Annotated in this window: 20 protein-coding genes and 1 pseudogene; 8 read left to right on the top strand and 13 right to left on the bottom strand. The window is 73.5% G+C overall.

The genetic code is table 11. The annotated features are described in order from the left end of the window. Positions 1-353 (top strand): annotated as a pseudogene (locus ACLJPY_RS26730) (Crp/Fnr family transcriptional regulator); the annotation flags it as partial. Between the two features lie 70 nt (positions 354-423). Continuing rightward, positions 424-777, top strand: coding sequence for a VOC family protein (locus tag ACLJPY_RS26725; RefSeq protein WP_410592464.1), 354 nt, complete (start codon positions 424-426; stop codon positions 775-777). Here ACLJPY_RS26725 and ACLJPY_RS26720 read toward each other — a convergent pair. Genes ACLJPY_RS26720 through ACLJPY_RS26695 form a run of 6 tightly spaced genes read right to left on the bottom strand, consistent with a single transcriptional unit; the run spans position 774 to position 6,054 of the window. Continuing rightward, the gene (locus ACLJPY_RS26720) at positions 774-1,775 is read right to left on the bottom strand and encodes a proline racemase family protein (protein WP_410592462.1); all 1,002 of its coding nucleotides are present in this window, start codon (positions 1,773-1,775) and stop codon (positions 774-776) included. The two genes, ACLJPY_RS26725 and ACLJPY_RS26720, sit on opposite strands and share 4 nt — an antisense overlap. After that, positions 1,776-2,687 (bottom strand): dihydrodipicolinate synthase family protein, encoded by a 912-nt coding sequence (locus ACLJPY_RS26715; protein WP_410592460.1) that lies wholly within the window; start codon positions 2,685-2,687, stop codon positions 1,776-1,778. Then, positions 2,684-3,967: an NAD(P)/FAD-dependent oxidoreductase gene (locus ACLJPY_RS26710; protein WP_410592459.1), complete on the bottom strand. Its 1,284-nt coding sequence runs from the start codon at positions 3,965-3,967 to the stop codon at positions 2,684-2,686. Before ACLJPY_RS26710 ends, ACLJPY_RS26715 begins: the two co-directional genes overlap by 4 nt. Then, on the bottom strand, positions 3,964-4,230 hold the full coding sequence (locus ACLJPY_RS26705) for a (2Fe-2S)-binding protein (protein ID WP_410592457.1): 267 nt from the start codon (positions 4,228-4,230) through the stop codon (positions 3,964-3,966). Before ACLJPY_RS26705 ends, ACLJPY_RS26710 begins: the two co-directional genes overlap by 4 nt. Beyond that, on the bottom strand, positions 4,227-5,393 hold the full coding sequence (locus ACLJPY_RS26700; protein WP_410592456.1) for an NAD(P)/FAD-dependent oxidoreductase: 1,167 nt from the start codon (positions 5,391-5,393) through the stop codon (positions 4,227-4,229). The genes ACLJPY_RS26705 and ACLJPY_RS26700 overlap by 4 nt, the downstream gene beginning before the upstream one ends. A gap of 52 nt (positions 5,394-5,445) precedes the next feature. Next, the gene (locus tag ACLJPY_RS26695) at positions 5,446-6,054 is read right to left on the bottom strand and encodes a helix-turn-helix domain-containing protein (protein WP_410592454.1); all 609 of its coding nucleotides are present in this window, start codon (positions 6,052-6,054) and stop codon (positions 5,446-5,448) included. A 66-nt stretch (positions 6,055-6,120) separates the two neighbouring features. Here ACLJPY_RS26695 and ACLJPY_RS26690 point away from each other — a divergent pair, with 66 nt between their 5' ends. Further along, positions 6,121-7,095 (top strand): methyltransferase, encoded by a 975-nt coding sequence (locus tag ACLJPY_RS26690; RefSeq protein ID WP_410592489.1) that lies wholly within the window; start codon positions 6,121-6,123, stop codon positions 7,093-7,095. 644 nt (positions 7,096-7,739) lie between these two features. On the opposite strand, the gene ACLJPY_RS26685 is transcribed toward ACLJPY_RS26690, so the two are convergent. Continuing rightward, complete coding sequence (locus ACLJPY_RS26685; RefSeq protein ID WP_410592452.1) at positions 7,740-8,036, bottom strand: DUF1540 domain-containing protein; 297 nt, start codon at positions 8,034-8,036, stop codon at positions 7,740-7,742. 115 nt (positions 8,037-8,151) lie between these two features. Next, positions 8,152-10,170: a phosphocholine-specific phospholipase C gene (locus tag ACLJPY_RS26680; protein WP_410592451.1), complete on the bottom strand. Its 2,019-nt coding sequence runs from the start codon at positions 10,168-10,170 to the stop codon at positions 8,152-8,154. A gap of 165 nt (positions 10,171-10,335) precedes the next feature. Between ACLJPY_RS26680 and ACLJPY_RS26675 the strand changes: the two genes are divergently transcribed. The 4 genes from ACLJPY_RS26675 to ACLJPY_RS26660 all read left to right on the top strand — a co-directional run bounded on the left by ACLJPY_RS26675 (position 10,336) and on the right by ACLJPY_RS26660 (position 12,010). Then, positions 10,336-10,872 carry a MarR family winged helix-turn-helix transcriptional regulator gene (locus tag ACLJPY_RS26675; RefSeq protein ID WP_410592449.1) on the top strand — a complete coding sequence of 179 codons (537 nt, stop codon included), beginning with the start codon at positions 10,336-10,338 and terminating at the stop codon, positions 10,870-10,872. Further along, the gene (locus tag ACLJPY_RS26670; RefSeq protein ID WP_410592448.1) at positions 10,869-11,237 is read left to right on the top strand and encodes a hypothetical protein; all 369 of its coding nucleotides are present in this window, start codon (positions 10,869-10,871) and stop codon (positions 11,235-11,237) included. The genes ACLJPY_RS26675 and ACLJPY_RS26670 overlap by 4 nt, the downstream gene beginning before the upstream one ends. Positions 11,238-11,366: 129 nt before the next feature. Then, complete coding sequence (locus ACLJPY_RS26665) at positions 11,367-11,693, top strand: lycopene cyclase domain-containing protein (RefSeq protein WP_410592488.1); 327 nt, start codon at positions 11,367-11,369, stop codon at positions 11,691-11,693. Then, positions 11,693-12,010, top strand: coding sequence for a lycopene cyclase domain-containing protein (locus ACLJPY_RS26660; protein WP_410592447.1), 318 nt, complete (start codon positions 11,693-11,695; stop codon positions 12,008-12,010). Before ACLJPY_RS26665 ends, ACLJPY_RS26660 begins: the two co-directional genes overlap by 1 nt. Before the next feature lie 226 nt (positions 12,011-12,236). Here the strand turns inward: ACLJPY_RS26660 and ACLJPY_RS26655 are convergent, their stop codons facing one another. Beyond that, positions 12,237-13,433: an MFS transporter gene (locus ACLJPY_RS26655; protein ID WP_410592445.1), complete on the bottom strand. Its 1,197-nt coding sequence runs from the start codon at positions 13,431-13,433 to the stop codon at positions 12,237-12,239. Between the two features lie 98 nt (positions 13,434-13,531). Here ACLJPY_RS26655 and ACLJPY_RS26650 point away from each other — a divergent pair, with 98 nt between their 5' ends. Further along, positions 13,532-14,260 (top strand): ArsR/SmtB family transcription factor, encoded by a 729-nt coding sequence (locus ACLJPY_RS26650; RefSeq protein ID WP_410592443.1) that lies wholly within the window; start codon positions 13,532-13,534, stop codon positions 14,258-14,260. A 93-nt stretch (positions 14,261-14,353) separates the two neighbouring features. On the opposite strand, the gene ACLJPY_RS26645 is transcribed toward ACLJPY_RS26650, so the two are convergent. Genes ACLJPY_RS26645 through ACLJPY_RS26630 form a run of 4 tightly spaced genes read right to left on the bottom strand, consistent with a single transcriptional unit; the run spans position 14,354 to position 18,099 of the window. Beyond that, positions 14,354-14,695 (bottom strand): hypothetical protein, encoded by a 342-nt coding sequence (locus ACLJPY_RS26645; protein ID WP_410592442.1) that lies wholly within the window; start codon positions 14,693-14,695, stop codon positions 14,354-14,356. A 32-nt stretch (positions 14,696-14,727) separates the two neighbouring features. Then, positions 14,728-15,474, bottom strand: a complete 747-nt coding sequence (locus ACLJPY_RS26640) for a succinate dehydrogenase/fumarate reductase iron-sulfur subunit (protein WP_410592440.1) — start codon at positions 15,472-15,474, stop codon at positions 14,728-14,730. Continuing rightward, positions 15,471-17,393 carry a fumarate reductase/succinate dehydrogenase flavoprotein subunit gene (locus tag ACLJPY_RS26635; protein ID WP_410592438.1) on the bottom strand — a complete coding sequence of 641 codons (1,923 nt, stop codon included), beginning with the start codon at positions 17,391-17,393 and terminating at the stop codon, positions 15,471-15,473. The genes ACLJPY_RS26640 and ACLJPY_RS26635 overlap by 4 nt, the downstream gene beginning before the upstream one ends. Before the next feature lies 1 nt (position 17,394). After that, the gene (locus tag ACLJPY_RS26630; RefSeq protein ID WP_410592437.1) at positions 17,395-18,099 is read right to left on the bottom strand and encodes a succinate dehydrogenase cytochrome b subunit; all 705 of its coding nucleotides are present in this window, start codon (positions 18,097-18,099) and stop codon (positions 17,395-17,397) included. Positions 18,100-18,112: the final 13 nt, after the last annotated feature.

Here is an 18,112-nt window from a genome sequence, read left to right as displayed (position 1 = left end):
CCGCCTTCCGCCGCGAATGCACCACCCAACGCATCTACCCCGACACCACCGTCCTCGACGGCAAACCCCTCACCGCCTGGCGCGGCGTCCCCATCCTCCCCAGCGACAAAATCCCCATCAGCACCACTGGAACCACCTCCATCCTCGCCCTGCGCACCGGCGAAGACGACGGCGGCGTCATCGGCCTCCGCCCCAAAACCCTCCCCGACGAACACCAACCCGGACTCAACGTCCGGTTCATGGGCACCAACGACCAAGCCATCACCACCTACCTCGTCTCCGCCTACCACTCCGCCGCCGTCCTCGTCCCCGACGCCCTCGGCATCCTCGACGACGTCCAAATCGGCCAGTGATCCGCCGCGGGCGCCGGGTCCACCCGCGTGTCCCGGCCCAACCGGGCGCGCGGGCTGGCAGGATCGCCGCATGGAACGCGTGCTCGGAATCGGCGGGTACTTCATCCGCGCGGCGGACCCCGCGGCCCTCGCCGCCTGGTACCGGGACTGCCTCGGCCTCGACACCGACGAGAACGGCGTCTGGCAGCAGGAACCGGGCCCGACGGTCTTCGCGCCGTTCGAGGCCGGCACCGACTACTTCGGCTCGCGAACGCAGCAGACGATGCTCAACTTCCGCGTCCGCGACCTCGACGCCATGCTGACCCAGCTCCGCGACCGCGGCGCGGACGTCGCCGACGACGTCCAGGACATGCCCGGCGTCGGACGGTTCGGCTGGGTCACCGACCCCGAAGGCCACCGCATCGAACTCTGGCAGCCCGCCTAGAGCACGAACCCCGCCGGGAACGGATCGGACGGGTCGAGCAGGTAGGTCGCCGTGCCGGTGATCCAGGCCCGGCCGGAGAACTCCGGGACCACCGCCGGTACTCCGCCCACCGTCGTCTCCGCCGCCAGTGACCCGGTGAACGTCGTGCCGATGAACGACGAGTTCTCGAACGGCGTGTGCAGCGGCAGCTCGCCGCGGGCGTGCAGCTGCGCCATGCGGGCGGATGTCCCCGTGCCGCAGGGTGAGCGGTCGAACCAGCCCGGGTGGATCGCCATCGCGTTCTGCGACGCCCGCGCGTTCGAGCCCGGGGCCAGGAACTGCACGTGCTTGCACCCGCCGATCAGCGGGTCCTCCGGGTGCTTCGGCGGCCGCTGCTCGTTGATCGCGCCCATGATCGCCAGGCCGGCGGCCAGGATCCGGTCCTTCTCCGCGCGGTCGAACGGGATGTCCAGTTGCGACAGTTCCAGGATGGCGTAGAAGTTGCCGCCGTAGGCGAGGTCGTAGCGGACCGGGCCCAGGCCGGGTACCGGCACCACGGCGTCGCGCTCGGCGAGGAACGACGGGACGTTGCGCAGCTTCACCCGCTCGGCGCGCCCGTCGCGGACCGAAACCTCCGCGTGCACCAGCCCGGCCGGGGTGTCCAGGCGCACCACCGTCGTCGGCTCGGTCACCTCGACCATGCCCGTCTCCACCAGGACCGTCGCCACGCCGATCGTGCCGTGGCCGCACATCGGCAGGCAGCCCGACACCTCGATGTACACCACGCCCCAGTCGGCGTCCTCGCGGCACGGCGGCTGCAGGATGGCGCCGCTCATCGCGGAATGACCGCGCGGTTCGTTCATCAGGAACTGCCGGAGGTGGTCCAGGTTCGCCATGAAGTAGCGGCGCCGCTCGGCCATCGTGGCGCCCGGGATCGGGGCGACACCACCGGTCACCACCCGGGTCGGCATGCCCTCGGTGTGCGAGTCGACCGCCGTGATCGCGCGCGAAGACCGCATCTACGCCACCCCCAGCGCCGCGAGCGCGCGGCCCAGGTCGGCCCGGACCTGCTCGCGGTGGACGTCCGACAGCGGGCCCCGCGGCGGACGGCACGGCCCGCCGCGGCGGCCCACCACGTCCATGCCGAGCTTGATGGCCTGGACGAACTCGGTGCGCGAGTCCCAGCGGAACGCCGCCACCAGGGGTTCGTAGAGCGCCTTGGCCTCCTCGAACTTGCCCGTCGTGGCCAGTTCGTACAGCCGCGCCGACTCGGCCGGGAAGACGTTGGGGAACCCGGCGAACCAGCCGGTGGCGCCCATCAGCAGGCTTTCCAGGACGACGTCGTCGGCGCCGCCGATCACGGCCAGCCCGGGCGCGCGCTCGCGGATCTCCAGCACGCGGCGGACGTCGCCGGAGAACTCCTTGACGGCCACGACGTTGTCGATCTGCGCGATCTCGGCCAGCAGGTCCGGGGTGAGGTCGACCTTCGTGTCGAAGGGGTTGTTGTAGACCATCACCGGCAGCCCCACCGACGCCACCGCTTCGAAGTGGGCGAGCACCTCGCCGCGGTTGGCGCGGTAGAGCGTCGGCGGCAGGCAGAGGACGCCGTGCGCGCCGTCCTCGGCCGCCGCCTCGGCCCAGTGGCGCGCCTGGTGCGCGCCGGGGCCGTGGACACCGACGACGACGATCCCGTCCGTGCCGACGGCTTCGATCGCGGTGCGGGCCACGCGGCGGCGTTCCTCGTCGGTGAGCGAGGAGTACTCGCCGAGGGAGCCGTTCGGGCCGACGCCGCGGCAGCCGTTCGCGACGAGCCACCGGCAGTGTTCGGCGTAGGCGTCGTAGTCGACGGCCAGCCCGGCGGGCGCGGCGGCGTCGGCCCGGTAGGGCAGCGCGGCGGCGACGACCACGCCGCCGAGGTCGCGGGTGCTCATGGGGACTCCTTCGGATCGGCGAGCTCGCCCAGGCGGATCGGCTGGGCGATCGGACGGTGGTGCCGCTCGGTGCTCCCGCAGAGGTCGGCGACGCTCGCGCCGCACATCCGGCCCTGGCACGGGCCGAGGCCGGCGCGGGTGCCGAGCTTGAGCGCGTGCGGACCGGGCCTGGCCGGGTCCGCGGTCGTGGCTTTCAGTTCGCCGTAGGTGGTTTCTTCGCAGCGGCAGACGACGGTGTCCGCGCGCAGCCAGCCGGGCCACGCCCGGCCGATCGGGTGCGCGGCGGCCAGACGGCGGGCGAAAGCCCGGGTGCGGTCGCGCCGCTCGAGCAGTGCCCGGCCCGGCGCGCGGCCGGCGGCCGCCCACCCGGCGACCGCGCCTTCCGCCGCGGCGGCACCCGCGCCGCCGATCCCGGTGATCTCCCCGGCCGCGAACACCCCGTCGACGCCGGTGCCCTGGTCGTCGCCGACCCGCACGAAGCCGCCGTCCAGGACGCAGCCGGCCGCGACGGCCAGTTCGGGTTGCGGCACGAAGCCGTGCCCGACGCAGAGCGCGTCGACCTCGTACGTGCGCTCGGTACCGGGAACGACCGACCAGTCGGCGCGGACGCGAGCAGTGACGGCTTCGCGGACCCGGTCGTCGCCGCGGGCTTCGACCACGGCCCGGCCCAGGCGGTAGGGCACGCGGTGCCGGGCCAGCGTGCCGGCGTACCGCGCCAGCTCGGTCACCTTGCCGACGTGCGCGGCCGCTCGCCAGGACCATCCACTGAGGACAGTGCGGACGGGGTTCGCCTCCAGCACGGCGGCTATTCCGGCGCCGACGTCCAGCAGGGACGCGGCGACCGGCAGCAGGAACGGCCCGGCCCCGGCGACGAGCACCCGCCGTCCGGCGGCGACCCGCTCCCCCTTGGCCAGTGCCTGCGCGGCGCCCGCGGTGAAGACGCCCGGCAGCTGCCAGCCGGGGAAGGGCAGGACGCGGTCGTGGGCGCCGGTGGCCAGGACGAGCGCGTCGGGTTCGAGGGTGCAGCGGTGCCGGTCCGTCCCGTCGGCCGGGCCGCGCAGGACGTGCAGGCGCCGGCCTTCCAGGGCCCAGACGGTGCTTTCCGGCCACCACGTGCACCGGCTCAGGAGGGCCTCGAACCGGTGCCCGGCGCCCCGGTGGTACTGCCCGCCCGGCACGTCCGCCTGATCGAGGACGGTGACGCGGGCGCCGGCGGCGAGCGCGTGTTCGGCGGCCGCGAGCCCGGCCGGTCCGGCGCCGACGATGACGACGTGCGTCACGCGCGGTCCTCCCGCGACTGGGTCCGGATCTCGTCGCCGTCGGCGGCCCGGCGGCGGCAGGCGCGGACGTCGGCGACGCCGTTGACGGTGAGCAGGCAGTCGAAGCAGGCCCCGATCCCGCAGAACACCCCGCGCGGCGCCCCGGACCGGGTGGTGCGCCAGGACAGCCGCCCGGCGGCGAGGAGCACGCCGGCGACGCTCTGGCCGTCGGCACCGGTCACGGTCTCGCCGTCGACGGTGATCGCGATCGGCCGCCCGCTCACGCCAGCACCGCCGGCCGGTCCACTTCGAACGCCGCCACCGGCATCGACGGCGGCTCCCCCGTCAGCAGCTCGCGCACCAGCCGGGCCGTCCCGACGCTCAACCCGATCCCCGCGCCTTCGTGCCCGGTCGCGTGCCAGAGCCCGGCGAGCCTCGGGTCCTCGCCCAGCACCGGCAGGTGGTCGTCGACGTACGGCCGGAAGCCGCCGTAGGCCCGCATCACCGCCGCGCCGGCCAGGGCCGGGAACAGCCGGACCGCCTTCGCCGCGATCGCGCCCAGCACGGCCGGGCGGATCGTGTCGTCGAAGCCCACGCGGCGGCGGGACGAGCCGATCAGCACCGTGCCGCCCCGGGTCGACTCGACCACCGCCGACGTCTGCAGCTCGCCGCTGCCCGCGCCGACCGCGCCGACGTAGTCCGCGTCGTACACCTTGTGCCGCACCACGCCCGGCATCGGCGTGGTCACCAGGACCTCGCCGCGGCGGGGCCGGACGGCGATCGGCGCGCCCAGCCGGGCCGACACGGGTCCCGACCACGGTCCGGCCGCGTTCACCACGACGTCCGCCTCGACCAGCTCGCCGCCCACGCGGACCCCGGTGAGGCGGCCGCTCCGGACCCGGGCGCCCGTCACCTCGGCTTCGGTGCGCAGGCGGGCGCCGTGGCGCAGCGCCGAACCGAGCAGCGCGAGCGCGGCGCCGGCCGGCTGAACCTGGGCGTCCTCCGGGTAGCGGACGGCCGCGGTCACCTCGCGGGTCAGCGCCGGTTCGGCGGCCGCGACGTCCGCCGCGGACAGCCGCTCGGTGCGCACCCCCGCGCCGGACTGGGCGTCGGCGAAGGCGAGGAGCGCGCCGGCGCCGACCTCGGTGGTGGCCACGACGATGCCACCCTTCGGGTCGAACTCCGCCGCGGCGGCCGCGCGCGGGTCATCGTCGGCGATCTCGGCCAGCAGCCGCGGCCACAGCCGGGCGGACAGCTGCGCGAGCGCGAGCTCGGCACCCGGGCCCTTGTCGGAAACCAGGAGATTGCCTTCGCCGTGCGACGTGGTGCCGCCGGCCGGGCGGCCGCGGTCGAGGACCAGGACGTCGAAGCCGGCCGTGGCGAGCTCCCGGGCGCACGCCGCGCCGACGATGCCGGCGCCGATCACCACCACCCGCGTTCGGTTCATCGACCCTCCAGCGTTCGGTATAGCGAACGATAGGTCGCGGCCGAGGAGAGTGTCAATCCGGCAGGACGGGGTGCGGCCTGCCGTCGAGCCGTTCGCCCGCGCGGTACTGCAGCAGGAGCACCGACTGCACGGGCCCGTCGGGGGCGGTGTAGCTGTGCGGCTCGCGGGCGTCGAAGGCGACGTAGTCGCCGGGCCCGAGGTCCACGGTCCGGCCGGCGACCTCGACCCGCAGCGCGCCGGTCTGCACGATGGTGTGCTCGACGCCGACGTGCCCCTGCGAGTGCTGCGGCGCGTCGCCGCGGACGAGCTGGTCGTAGACCTCGAAAACGCTGTTGTCCGCCTCGATCCGGCGCAGCGGCCGCAGGTCGACGCCTTCGCCGCGGAGCACTTCGACCTCGGCCGCCCGCACGACGGTCAGCCCGCCGCGCGGCCGGTGGTCGAGCAGGTCGGAGATCGCCACCTCCAGCACCCGGGAGAGGCTGAAGACCGTCTCGATGGTCGGGTTGCCGGTGCCGCCTTCCAGCTGCGACAGCGTCGCCTTGCCGATGCCCGACCGCCGCGACAGCTCCGACAGCGACAGCCCGCGCGCCGCCCGCGCCGCCCGCAGGTTCTCCGCGAGCATGTCACGGATCGAGGGGCTGTCGTTCGGTAAAGCGTCCATCAGCCGGCTCTTTCGTTCGGTTTGCCGATCGACGTCATGATGCCATGACCGTAGGCTGAACCAGTGATGGAGCCGATCTTCGCGCTGGCCGACCTGGCCACGCCCATGGCCGTCCGGGTGGCGGCGACGCTCGGTCTCGCGGACCACGAGGAAGCGACGGCCGCCGAGCTCGCTTCCGCGACGGGTGCCTCCGAGACGGCGCTGGCCTGCCTGCTCGACCACCTCGTCACGGCCGGGGTCTTCGCGTTCGACGCGGAGTCCGGCCGCTACCGGCCCACGGACCTGGGGGCCCAGTTGCGCTCGGAAAGTGCCCGGCGGCTGCTCGACATCCGCTCCGCCGGCGGCCGCGCGGAACTCGCCTTCGCCGATCTGCTGGAGACGGTCACGACCGGCACCCCCGCCTACGTGCGCCGGTACGGGCGCGACTTCTGGGCGGACCTCGACGCCGACCCGCGGCTGCGGCGGTCGTTCGACGCGCAGATGAACTGGCGGTTCCGGGTGCAGGCGCCGCAGATCGCCGCCCGGTTCGCCTGGGGCCGGTTCGGCCGGATCGTCGACGTCGGCGGCGGGGACGGCGCCGTGCTCGCGGAGATCCTGCGCGCGCACCCGGCGGTGCGCGGCGAGGTGCTGGACCTGGCGCCGTCGGCCACGGCGGCGGCGGAGCGGTTCGCGGCCGAGGGACTGGCCGACCGGGCGAAGGCGGTCCCCGGCAGCTTCTTCGACCCGCTACCGCCGGGCGCGGACGCGTACGTGCTGTCCGACATCCTCCACGACTGGGACGACGACCACGCCCGCCACATCCTGACCGCCTGCCGCCGGGCGGCCGGCGAGCAGGGCACGGTGGTGGTGATCGAGCCGCTCCGCGCGGCCGCGGGCACGGCGATGGACCTGTTCATGCTGATGTGCTTCGGCGGCCGCGAGCGGACAGCGGCGGAGCTGGCCGGCCTGGCGGCCGCCTGCGGCTTGGCACTGCGCGCGACGACGGAGGTGGCGGAGGGCCGGACGGCCCTGGAGTTCGGGGCGGCACCCGAACCCGGCTGACCGGCCGGCGGCCCGGTTCGCCCGGCGGCCCGCCCGCGCACGGCAGCCCGCCCTCGTCTGGCAGCCCGCCCGAGCGCGGCGAAATCCCGCCCCGCACCGGCCGACTGGCCGGTTTGCGCGGCGGTCTGCCGCGCGCGGCAGACCGCCCCTGGACCGGACGGCGGGCGGTTCGCCCGTTGGATCGCCCGCGCGCGGGCCGATCCGATCGTGCACCGGCCACCGGAGCTCCCCGAGGCGCCGATCACCGCGGGGCAAGCCCGGTGGCCGGGTGCCTTGGGGCCCGCCGCACGCGGCAGAATCCCGCCGCTCACCGGCCGACGGTCCCCTCGCCCGGCGGCTTCGCCCGCGCGCGGGCCGATCCGATCGTGCACCGGCCACCGGAGCTCCCCGAGGCGCCGATCACCGCGGGGCAAGCCCGGTGGCCGGGTGCCTTGGGGCCCGCCGCACCCGGCAGAGTGCCGCCGCGCACCGGCCAGCGGCCCGCTTCGCCCGGCGGCTTCGCCCGCACGCGGGCCGATCCCACCGTGCACCGGCCACCAGGACTCCGCCGCGGCGCCGATCACCGCGGCGGAATCCCGCCGCGCATCGGCCACCAGAGCTTCCCCCGCGGCGCCGATCACCGCGGGGAAAGCCCTGCCGAACCCCTACCTGCTGTACGTCAGGCAGTTCGCCGCATGGCCGCCGTCGCCCGGACCGACCCTGATGTTGTCCGCCGTGCACTCCAGGGACGAGTTGTGCCGGCAGTCCGTCCGGGAACACGCGCCCACCTGGGCCACTACCCGGTCCAAGCCGCCCTTCGTGTTCAGGGGGACGAACGTGCCGCAGTCCGCCGACCCGTTGCCGCCGCCGACGGTGATTGCGAAGGCGTGGCAGCCGTCGTGGTTGTAGGAACAGCCGCTGACCGTGCACTCGTGCACGGCCGGCATTTCGGTGGTGGTCATCCGCTCTCCTGGTTCCGTGGTGGGAAAACAGTCGGTTCCCCGACGCTCCCACCCGGAACCGGGCCTCGCAACGGCGGCAGCCACGGCCGGGTGACAAAGGCGCCCGATCGAGCTTTCAGTCCGTGAGCGTGTTCGGGTCGCTCGTGCTCGGCCGCCCGGTCTCGACGTGCCCCGCCAGGCGGCGCAGGAACCGCGGGTCGCGGTCGGAAACGATCGAGACGTCGTACCAGTTGCCGCTGCGCCGCGTGTCCACCACTTCGACCACCCGCGCGCCCGGCCGCAGCAGCCGGGACGTCGAGCGGCGGCCGTACGCGTCGGTCAGCGTGACCCGCACCGGCGTGGCACCGCTGTTGGTCAGGACCAGCGCGAGGTTCCCGCTGCGCCCCTCGGGCCGGGCGCTGACCTCGGGGCCGGCCGCCGCGCCGCCGCGGAACTGCCGGACGAACCCGTTCGGCCCGTGGACCGTGTGGTCGTACCCGCCGGAGACGGGCAGCGCGGCGGCCAGCGACGCCCCGGCGCCCGTGGTGTACGTCCGCGGTTCACCACCCGGAGAGGTGACGTAGAACGTCGCGCCCGCGCGGCCCTGGTTCCCGAACGTCAGGTTCAAGGCCGTGCCGACCTGGGCGTCGACCGCCAGGTCGTACGGCAGCGCCCGCGCGGGCCGCAGCCCGCGTTCCTGCTTCGGCAGCACGGCGTGCGCCGGGACCGCCGGCACGTAGTCCGGGTGCCGCTCGCGGTCCGGCGGCTCGTAGCCGGCGGTGTCCGGCAAGGCGGGCACCCGCGCATCGGTGCGGGCGAAGTCGAAGGCCGAGGTCAGGTCGCCGCACACCGATCGGCGCCAGGCGGTGATGTTCGGCTCGTGCACGCCGAACCGCCGCTCGATGAACCGGATGATCGAGGTGTGGTCGAACGTCTCCGAGCAGACGTAGCCGCCCTTGCTCCACGGCGAGACCACGAGCATCGGCACGCGCTGGCCGAGCCCGTACGGGCCGGCCGGGTTCGCGGCCGACCCGGCGAAGATCTCCCCCGCGGTATCCACAGTGGACTGACCAGCCGCCGCGTACGGCGGGACGACGTGGTCGAAGAAGCCGTCGTTCTCGTCGTAGGTGATGAACAGCGCCGTCTTGCTCCACACCTCCGGGTTCGCGGTGAGCGCGTCGAGGACCTGCGCGATGTACCAGGCGCCGTAGTTCACCGGCCAGTTCGGGTGTTCGCAGAACGCCTCCGGCGCGGTGATCCACGAGACCTGCGGCAGCTTCCCGGCCTTGACGTCGGCGCGCAGCCGGTCGAAGTAGCCCTCGCCCGCCTTGGCGTTCGTGCCGGTGCGGGCCTTCTCGTAGAGCGCGTCGCCGGGTTTGGCGTTGCGGTAGGAGTCGAAGTACAGCAATGAGTTGTCGCCGTAGTTGCCGCGGTAGGCGTCTTCGATCCAGCCCCAGCCGCCGGCGGCGTCGAGGCCGTCGCCGATGTCCTGGTAGATCTTCCACGACACGCCGGCCTGCTCGAGGCGCTCGGGGTAGGTCGTCCAGGAGTAGCCCTTTTCGTCGTTGCCGAGGACCGGGCCGCCGCCCCGCCCGTCGTTGCCGGTGTACCCGGTCCACATGTAGTAGCGGTTCGGGTCGGTCGAGCCCATGAACGAGCAGTGGTAGGCGTCGCAGATGGTGAACGAGTCGGCGAGGGCGTAGTGGAACGGGATGTCCTCGCGGGTCAGGTACGCCATCGTGGTCGAGCCCTTGGCGGGCACCCACTTGTCGTACTTGCCGCCGTTCCAGGCCGCGTGCGTGTCGTTCCAGCCGTGCGGGAGGTCCTGGATGAACTGCAGGCCCAGGTTGTCCGCTTCGGGGCGGAAGGGCAGGATGTCGCGCTTGCCGTCGGACTGCGCCCAGACGGACTTGCCGTCGACCCGCGTCACCGGCCGCGGGTCGCCGAAGCCGCGGACCCCGCGCAGCGTGCCGAAGTAGTGGTCGAACGACCGGTTTTCCTGCATCAGCACCACGATGTGCTCGACGTCCCGCAGCGTCCCGGTCCGGTGGAACGCGGGGATCTCCGCCGCGCGGGCGATGCTGGTGGACAGCGCGGAAAGGGCGGCGGTACCGCCGGCCAGCTGCAGAAAACGTCGTCGGTTGACGTCCGTCATGGGGACTCCGGGGGTGTCGTGGTGGCGAGCCGGGTCAGTATGGGCGGCGAAGAGCGAACCTGTCCCGGGGCCGAGGCTAACGCCCGGCGAAACCCTGGTTAACGCCTGCGAGCGGACAGGCCGTTGACAGAGATGCGGAAGCACGTACTAAAGTATTGCTTCGCTATGAATGACGTACCCAATCTCGCCCGCGACCCGGACGGCCTGCTCTACTCCCCCGAGGTCCGCGGCGCCCTGTCCGGGTTCGCCCCCGGCGAGGACACCGGCGTGCTGGAGGCGGCGGCCGCCGTCCGCACGGCCGCGCGGAGCCTCGAGGCGCTGCGGTCCCGCGGCACCGGCAGCCGCGGCCTGAGCCCCGGCGCCCTCGACATCCTGATCCGGCTCCACACCGGCAGTTCGAACATCAAGGACCTCGCGGCCTCCGCGGGGGTCAGCTCGCGCAACGTGACCGGCCTGGTCGACACCCTCGAACGCGCCGGGTTCGCCGAGCGCGTCCCCGACCCGCGCGACCGGCGGTCGGTGCAGGTCCGGATCACCCCGGACGGCCGGACCTGGCTCGAGGAATTCCGCGCGCCTTCGCAACGGGCCATGGCCGCCCTCTTCCGCGGGTTCACCGCGGCCGAAACCACCCAGCTGCGGCACCTGTGCCTGCGGCTGGCCGAGAACCAGTACCACCTCACCCGCCACCTGGAGGACCGATGACCACCGCGACCAGAGACACCGTGCAGGCCTACCACCGCGCCCGCTTCGGCGGCGACGTCACCGCCGCGGCCGCGCAGCTGGCCGGCACGTTCACCTTCCGCAGCCCGCTGATCGAATCCACCGACGCCCGCAGCCACCTCGACGGGCTCGCGGGGTTCGTCGGGATCGTCACCGGGGTGGACATGATCAGCGAGCTCTACGGCGAAACGGAGGCCACGCTGGTCTACGACGTGCACACCGCCACTCCGGTCGGCGTGCAGCACACCGCCGAGCACTTCCGGTTGCGCGACGGGAAGATCGAGGCCATCAGCCTGATCTTCGACGCGACGCGCTGGCACCCGCTGATGGCGGCCGTACAGCGGTGATTTCGCCCGGCGGCCCGGGTCGGCCAACGCCCCGGCGCGGGGGTCCGGCTGCGGAAACCGGCGGTGCCGGGCAGAATCCCGGTGTGCCTCACGAACCACGCGGTCCCCGGCGTCCCGGAACGCGCTGACGTGGGCCGCGCGGAATACCTGCTCGTCCTCGGCGCGTGCGTGCTGGTGACCCTGCCGATCGAGCTCGCCGGCGCCCGGGTGTACCGCAGGCCGGGCCGGCTGGTGCGCGCGGTGCTGCCGGTGGCGCTGGTGTTCCTGATCTGGGACGCACTGGCGATCGCCGCCGGCGCCTGGCACTTCGACCCGGCGTTCGTCACCGGGTTGCGCGTCCCGTTCGGGATCCCGCTCGAGGAAGTCCTCTTCTTCGCCGTCATCCCGGTGTGCGGGGTGCTGACCTACGAAGGCGTCGAGCTGACCGGGCGGTTCCTGCGGCGGGTGCGGCGCTGATGCCGTGGGGTTACACGGTTCCGGCCGTCGCCGCCGTGCTCGTCGTGGTGGCGGCGGAGCTGCTGGTGCTGCGCACCGGGCTGTTCCGGCGCCCGGCGTACTGGATCACCACGGCGATCGTCGTCGCGTTCCAGATCCCGGTGGACGGCTGGCTCACGAAGCTTTCGGCACCGGTCGTCCGGTACGCCCCGGACGGCATCACCGGCTGGCGGTTCCCGTGGGACATCCCGGTCGAGGACTTCCTGTTCGGCTACGCCCTCGTGACGGCCGTGCTGTTGTTGTGGGAGCGGGGAAAGTCCCGGGAGGACGGGAGTTGAGGCCCGCCTCCGCTCAGCGGAGGTCCGAGGGGGGTCGACCTGCGAGCGGAGACGGGAGCTTGAGGCCGGTACGGGGGCCGCCTCGCGGCGGAAGGCTCAACACGGCTCCTGCGTTACCGGTATTCCGTGAAGGCAAGGGGTGAGGCCCGGGGGCACCGCCGTACCGACACCCTGTACAACGTCCTGCCCCCGCTGGTGTTCCGGACCGCGGGGTGACGTGCGTCGCTCAGCGCGCGGGCGCGGGTTCGGCAGGCTGCCGCGTCCGGATCGCCCAGCGGGTCAGCGCGGGCACGGGCGCGACGGCCGCGAGGAACACCACGGCGACCACCAGCCACCCCGCGCCGCCGAGGCCGCCGATCGCGAGGGTGAACACCCCGGGCCCGACCATCTGCACGGTGGCCGTGGCGGCCTCGGTCGCGCCTTGGTAGGCGCCTTTGGCGTCTTCGCGCATGAGCCGCACGGAAAGGCCCCAGTTCGCGGCCACGTACCCCAGCTCCCCGGCGACGTGCAGCAGCGCGGCCAGCCCCACCACCGCGACGGCGGCCGTCCCCGACCCGCCGGACGTCGTGGCGAGCAGCACGCAGCTGGCCGCCAGCACCCCGCCGGACACCACCGCCGTCCTGGCGGCCTGGCCCGCGGTGCGCGCGAACCGCGCGAACGGGACCTGGAACACCGCGATCCCCACCGAGCTGATGACGACCACGACCCCGCCCAGCCCCAGCGGGAGGTGGGTCCGGCCCGACAGCCACAGCGGCAGCCCGGTCGACAACATGGCCCAGCACAGGGAAAGCACGGCCGTGGCCGCGGTGACGCACAGGTAGGGCCGGTCGCCGAGCACCACCCGGGTCGCCGGCCGCTCCGCGGTTCCCGGCGTGCGCGTGGGCGCGGGCACCAGCAGGGTCGCGCCGGCGAGCACCAGGAAGCTGACGGCGTTGCCGGCGATGGCCACGGTGTACGCCCACCGCGTGTCGGCGGTCAGCACCAACGCACCCAGCCCGGCGCCGGCGGCGTACCCGACGTGCTGGGCGACCCGTTGCTGCGCCAGCGCTCGCACCCGCTGGGCGGGCTCGGCGACCAGGCCGGTGATCAGCGCCGTCCGCACCGCCGTGCCGCCGGTCGCCAAGGCGGTGAACGGCACGGTCACGGCGAGGAAGGACCAGGTGCCGCCGACCGCGAGGTACCCCGCCATCGCGACCGCCCGCACGAGCGTCAGCACGACGAGCACCGCCCGCGCGCCCGCCCGGTCGGCGAACGCGCCCAGCGGCACCGCGGCGACCATGCCGACGGCGCTCGCCACGGCCAGTCCCGCGCCGACCGTGACCGGCGGGAGCCCGGCGATCCGGGTGAGGTACAGCGCCCAGATCGTGAACCAGAGACCGTCGCCGAGCGCGGAAACCCCGCGGCCCCAGAGGAGGCTTCTCATGCATCCACCCTTCACGAAGACGTGAATGGTAGCTGGGCGGTTTCGCAGCGCGCAACGACCATTCACGACATCGTGAAGCGTGTTAGGATCGCGCGCGGGTGCCGTCGGAAGGGAACGTGATGGGCGGGCTGGTCGATGCGGGCAACGCGGTCCAGGGCGCGATCGTCGAGCTGACGCGCGAGCTGGCCGACCCGGTACGGCTGACGGCCCTGCAGGTGCTGGCGGCCGAAGGCCCGCACACGATGGTGCAGCTGGCGGACGCACTCGGCGTCACCGCACCCCGCCTGGGCAACCACCTGGCCCGCCTGCGGGCGGCGGGGCTCGTGACGGTCGAACACACCGGACGGCACGCGGTGTACCGCGTCGGCCGCGAGGACCTGCTGGGCGTGCTGACCGCGCTCGCGCACTACGCGGGCAAGGACGGCATAACGCCACCGGACCGCGCCGCATCGGGCGCGGACATCGCCCACACGTGTTACGACCACGCGGCCGGACGCCTCGGCGTGGCGGTGTTCGCGCTGCTGGTGTCGCGCGGAGCCCTGCGGCCCCCGGACGGCTCCGCCCCGGAGGTGGACCTGGGCGACGACCTGTCGGCGTTCCGGGACCTGGGTGTGACCCCGGCGGAGGTGTCCCCGGGCCGCCGCCGCCCGGCCACGGCGTGCCTGGACCGCACCCACCGCGTCCCCCACCTCGGCGGCGTCCTGGGCCACGAGGTCCTGGCGGCGTTCCTGGCCGAGGGGCTGGTCAAGCGGGGGGTGGAGGACCGCGAGTTGCGGATCACCCCGCGGGGGCGGCGGCGGTTCGCGAAGCTGCTGCCGGGGTTTTGACCGGCCGGCGGTGGTGCTGGTGGAAGCAGGTGCCGCTCAGCCCGATGGCGACCTCCGCATCACGCCGAACTGCGGCCGAGTTCGTGACCGGCCTCAGCCGGACCGGCCGAACAGCTCGCGCCGCACTCGAGCCGCCGGCTCGGGGGCCAGCCAGCGCAAGGTGAACTTCTCGCCGTACCAGTCGAGCTCGCCCGCTTCGAGTTCCTGCCGTGCGCTCTCCGTCCCCGGGTCCGCACGGTCCTCGTACCGCAGGCCGTCCGGCTCTTCAGGGTCCGGGCGGGCGAAGTCCATGTCCACGTAGGTGATTCCGCGGTTCCGGCGAGTCCGGACGAGCTCCGGCACCGTGACGAGCAGATGCCCGGCGAACCGGTCGCCGTCGTACACCTGCGCGACCCGGTCGGCGAACGGGAACCCGTCCGGCACCTGCTTGGCCATGCACACTCCCCGAGTCCGTACCGCGGGGAAGCTTAGCCGCGGCCGCCGCGGGTGGCGGCGAGGAACTCGCGGTTGAGGGTCGCGATGCTCGTGAACGGGATCCCCTTCGGGCACGACGCCACGCACTCCCCCGTGTTCGTGCAGCCACCGAAGCCCTCGGCGTCCATCGCGTCCACCATGTCGAGGACGCGGCTCGCGCGTTCCGGGGCGCCCTGGGGCAGCAGGCTCAGGTGGGTCACCTTCGCCGCCGTGAAGAGGGTGGCCGAGCCGTTCGGGCACGCCGCCACGCAGGCGCCGCAGCCGATGCACGTCGCGTTGTCGAACGCCAGGTCCGCGTCCGGCTTGGGGACCGGGGTCGCGTGCGCGTCCGGGGCGCTGCCCGCCGGGGCCGACACGTAGCCGCCCGCCTGGACGATCCGGTCCAGCGCCGACCGGTCGACCACCAGGTCCTTGACGATCGGGAAACCCCGGGCGCGCCAGGGTTCCACGTCGATGACGTCGCCGTCGGCGAAGGCGCGCATGTGCAGCTGGCACGACGTCGTGCGCTCGGGGCCGTGGGCCCGGCCGTTGATCACCACCCCGCACGACCCGCAGATGCCCTCGCGGCAGTCGTGGTCGAACGCCACCGGCTCGTCGCCGGCCTCGATCAGCCGCTGGTTCAGCACGTCCAGCATCTCGAGGAACGACATGTCGGGGCTGATGCCCTCGACCGGGTAGGTGACCAGCCGGCCTTCGGCGGCCGGTCCCGCCTGCCGCCAGACGCGGACGGTGAGGTTCATGTGTAGCTCCGCTGGGTCGGGTGGACGTGCTCGAATACCAGTTCTTCGCGGTGCAGCACCGGCTCCGGGCCGTACTCCCACGCGGCGACGTACGCGAAGTTTTCGTCGTCGCGCAAGGCTTCGCCTTCGGCGGTCCGGTGTTCCTCGCGGAAGTGTCCGCCGCACGATTCCTCGCGGGCGAGCGCGTCGACGAGCATCAGCTCGGCCAGCTCCAGGAAGTCGGCGACGCGGTGGGCCTTCTCCAGCTCCTGGTTGAACTCCGCGCCCCCGCCGGGGATCCGGACGTCCCGCCAGAACTCCGCGCGCAGCTCGGGCACCCGGTCGAGGGCCTTGCGCAGGCCTTCGCGCGTGCGGGACATCCCGCAGTGGTCCCACATCAGCAGGCCCAGCTCGCGGTGGAACGAGTCGACCGAGCGCGTGCCGCGCACCGCCAGCAGCCGGGAAATCCGGTCGCGCACCTCGGTCTCCACGAGGTGGACGTCGGCCGCGGAGACGTCGCCGAGCCGCGTGCTGCCGAGGTAGTCGTTGACCGTCGTGGGCAGCACGAAGTAGCCGTCGGCGAGGCCCTGCATCAGCGCCGACGCGCCGAGCCGGTTGGCGCCGTGGTCGGAGAAGTTCGCTTCGCCGATGACGAACAGGCCGGGGATCGTGCTCTGCAGGTCGTAGTCCACCCACAGCCCGCCCATGGTGTAGTGGATGGCCGGGTAGATCCGCATCGGCACCGCGTACGGGTCTTCCGCGGTGATGCGCTGGTACATGTCGAAGAGGTTGCCGTAGCGGGCTTCGACCGCCGGACGGCCCAGGCGCGCGATGGCGTCCGCGAAGTCGAGGTAGACGCCCAGACCGCCGGGGCCGACGCCGAACCCGGCGTCGCACACGTTCTTCGCCGCCCGGGAAGCGATGTCCCGCGGCACGAGGTTGCCGAAGCTCGGGTACCGGCGCTCGAGGTAGTAGTCGCGCTCGTCCTCGGGGATCTCCCCCGGCGGCCGGGGATCGCCCTGGCGCTTCGGGACCCAGATGCGGCCGTCGTTGCGCAGCGACTCGCTCATCAGCGTCAGCTTCGACTGGTGCTCGCCCGAGCGCGGGATGCACGTCGGGTGGATCTGGGTGAAGCACGGGTTCGCGAAGTAGGCGCCGCGCTTGTGCGCGCGCCAGATCGCGGTGGCGTTGGAGCCCTTCGCGTTCGTCGAGAGGTAGAAGACGTTGCCGTAGCCGCCGGTCGCGAGCACGACGGCGTCCGCGAGGTGCGTGGTGATCTCGCCGGTGACCAGGTCGCGCGCGACGATGCCGCGGGCCCGGCCGTCGGCGACGACCAGGTCGAGCAGCTCCGTGCGGGCGTGCAGCTCGACGTTCCCGGCGTCGATCTGCCTCGACAGCGCCTGGTAGGCGCCGATCAGCAGCTGCTGCCCCGTCTGGCCGCGGGCGTAGAACGTGCGCTGCACCTGCACGCCGCCGAAGGACCGGGTGTCGAGCAGGCCGCCGTATTCGCGGGCGAACGGCACGCCCTGGGCCACGGCCTGGTCGATGATCTGCGCCGAGACCTGGGCCAGCCGGTACACATTGGACTCCCGCGCCCGGAAGTCGCCGCCCTTGACCGTGTCGTGGAAGAGCCGGTACACCGAGTCGCCGTCGTTGCGGTAGTTCTTCGCCGCGTTGATGCCGCCCTGGGCCGCGACCGAGTGCGCGCGCCGCGGCGAGTCCTGGAAGCAGAACTGCACGACGTGGTAGCCCTGCTCGGCCAGGGTGGCCCCGGCCGAGCCGCCGGCCAGCCCGGTGCCCACGACGATCACCCGGTGCCGCCGCCGGTTCGCCGGGTTCACCAGGTTCGCGGCGAACTTCCGTTCGTCCCAGCGGTCTTCCAGCGGCACCGCCGGTGCCTTGGTGTCGGCGATCGGGTCGCCGGCGCGGTAGCCGTCCATGTCAGTGCACCAGTCCCGTCATGACGGCGATCGGGACGAGCGCGTACCCGCCCGCGACCACGGCCGCCGTCGTGCTGCCGAAGATCTTGATCGCCCGTTCCCGCCGCGGGCGGGTGACACCCAGCGTGCGCGCGGCACTGGCGAAGCCGTGGTGGATGTGCAGGCCCAGCATGGCCAGGGCGACCAGGTAGATCAGGTTCACCCACCAGACCCGGAAGTCCGCGACCAGGTTGTGGTACGGGTCGCCGGGGACGAAGTCGCGGTTCACCGCGCCGACGGTGAAGTCGAGCAGGTGCCAGACGACGAACACCGCGAGCGTCGCCCCGCCCCAGCGCATGGTGCGCACCGCGAAGCTCGCGCGCGCCGGCGGCCGGTGGGCGTACCGGACCGGCCGCGCGCGGCGGTCCCGCCGGGCCAGCTGCACCGCCGCGGTGACGTGCAGGACCAGGGCGGCGAGCAGCACCGCGCGCTGGAGCCAGAGGAACCATTCGCGGCGCAGCACCGGCTCGCCGATGGTGCGCAGCCAGCCCGCGTAGTGGTTGAGCTCGTCGGCACCGAGGAACGTCTTGAGGTTGCCCACCATGTGCGCGAACACGAACGCGAGCAGGAGCAGGCCACTCACCGCCATCACGGCTTTCTTGCCGATCGTCGAAGCCCAGAAGCGCCGGACGGCGGAGTGCCGGTGCGGGGCGAGCGTGGTCACCACCCGATCGACGGTA

Source organism: Amycolatopsis sp. lyj-23 (genome assembly GCF_046549135.1).
Taxonomy (GTDB): domain Bacteria; phylum Actinomycetota; class Actinomycetes; order Mycobacteriales; family Pseudonocardiaceae; genus Amycolatopsis.
This window is presented reverse-complemented; position numbering and strand designations above follow the sequence as displayed.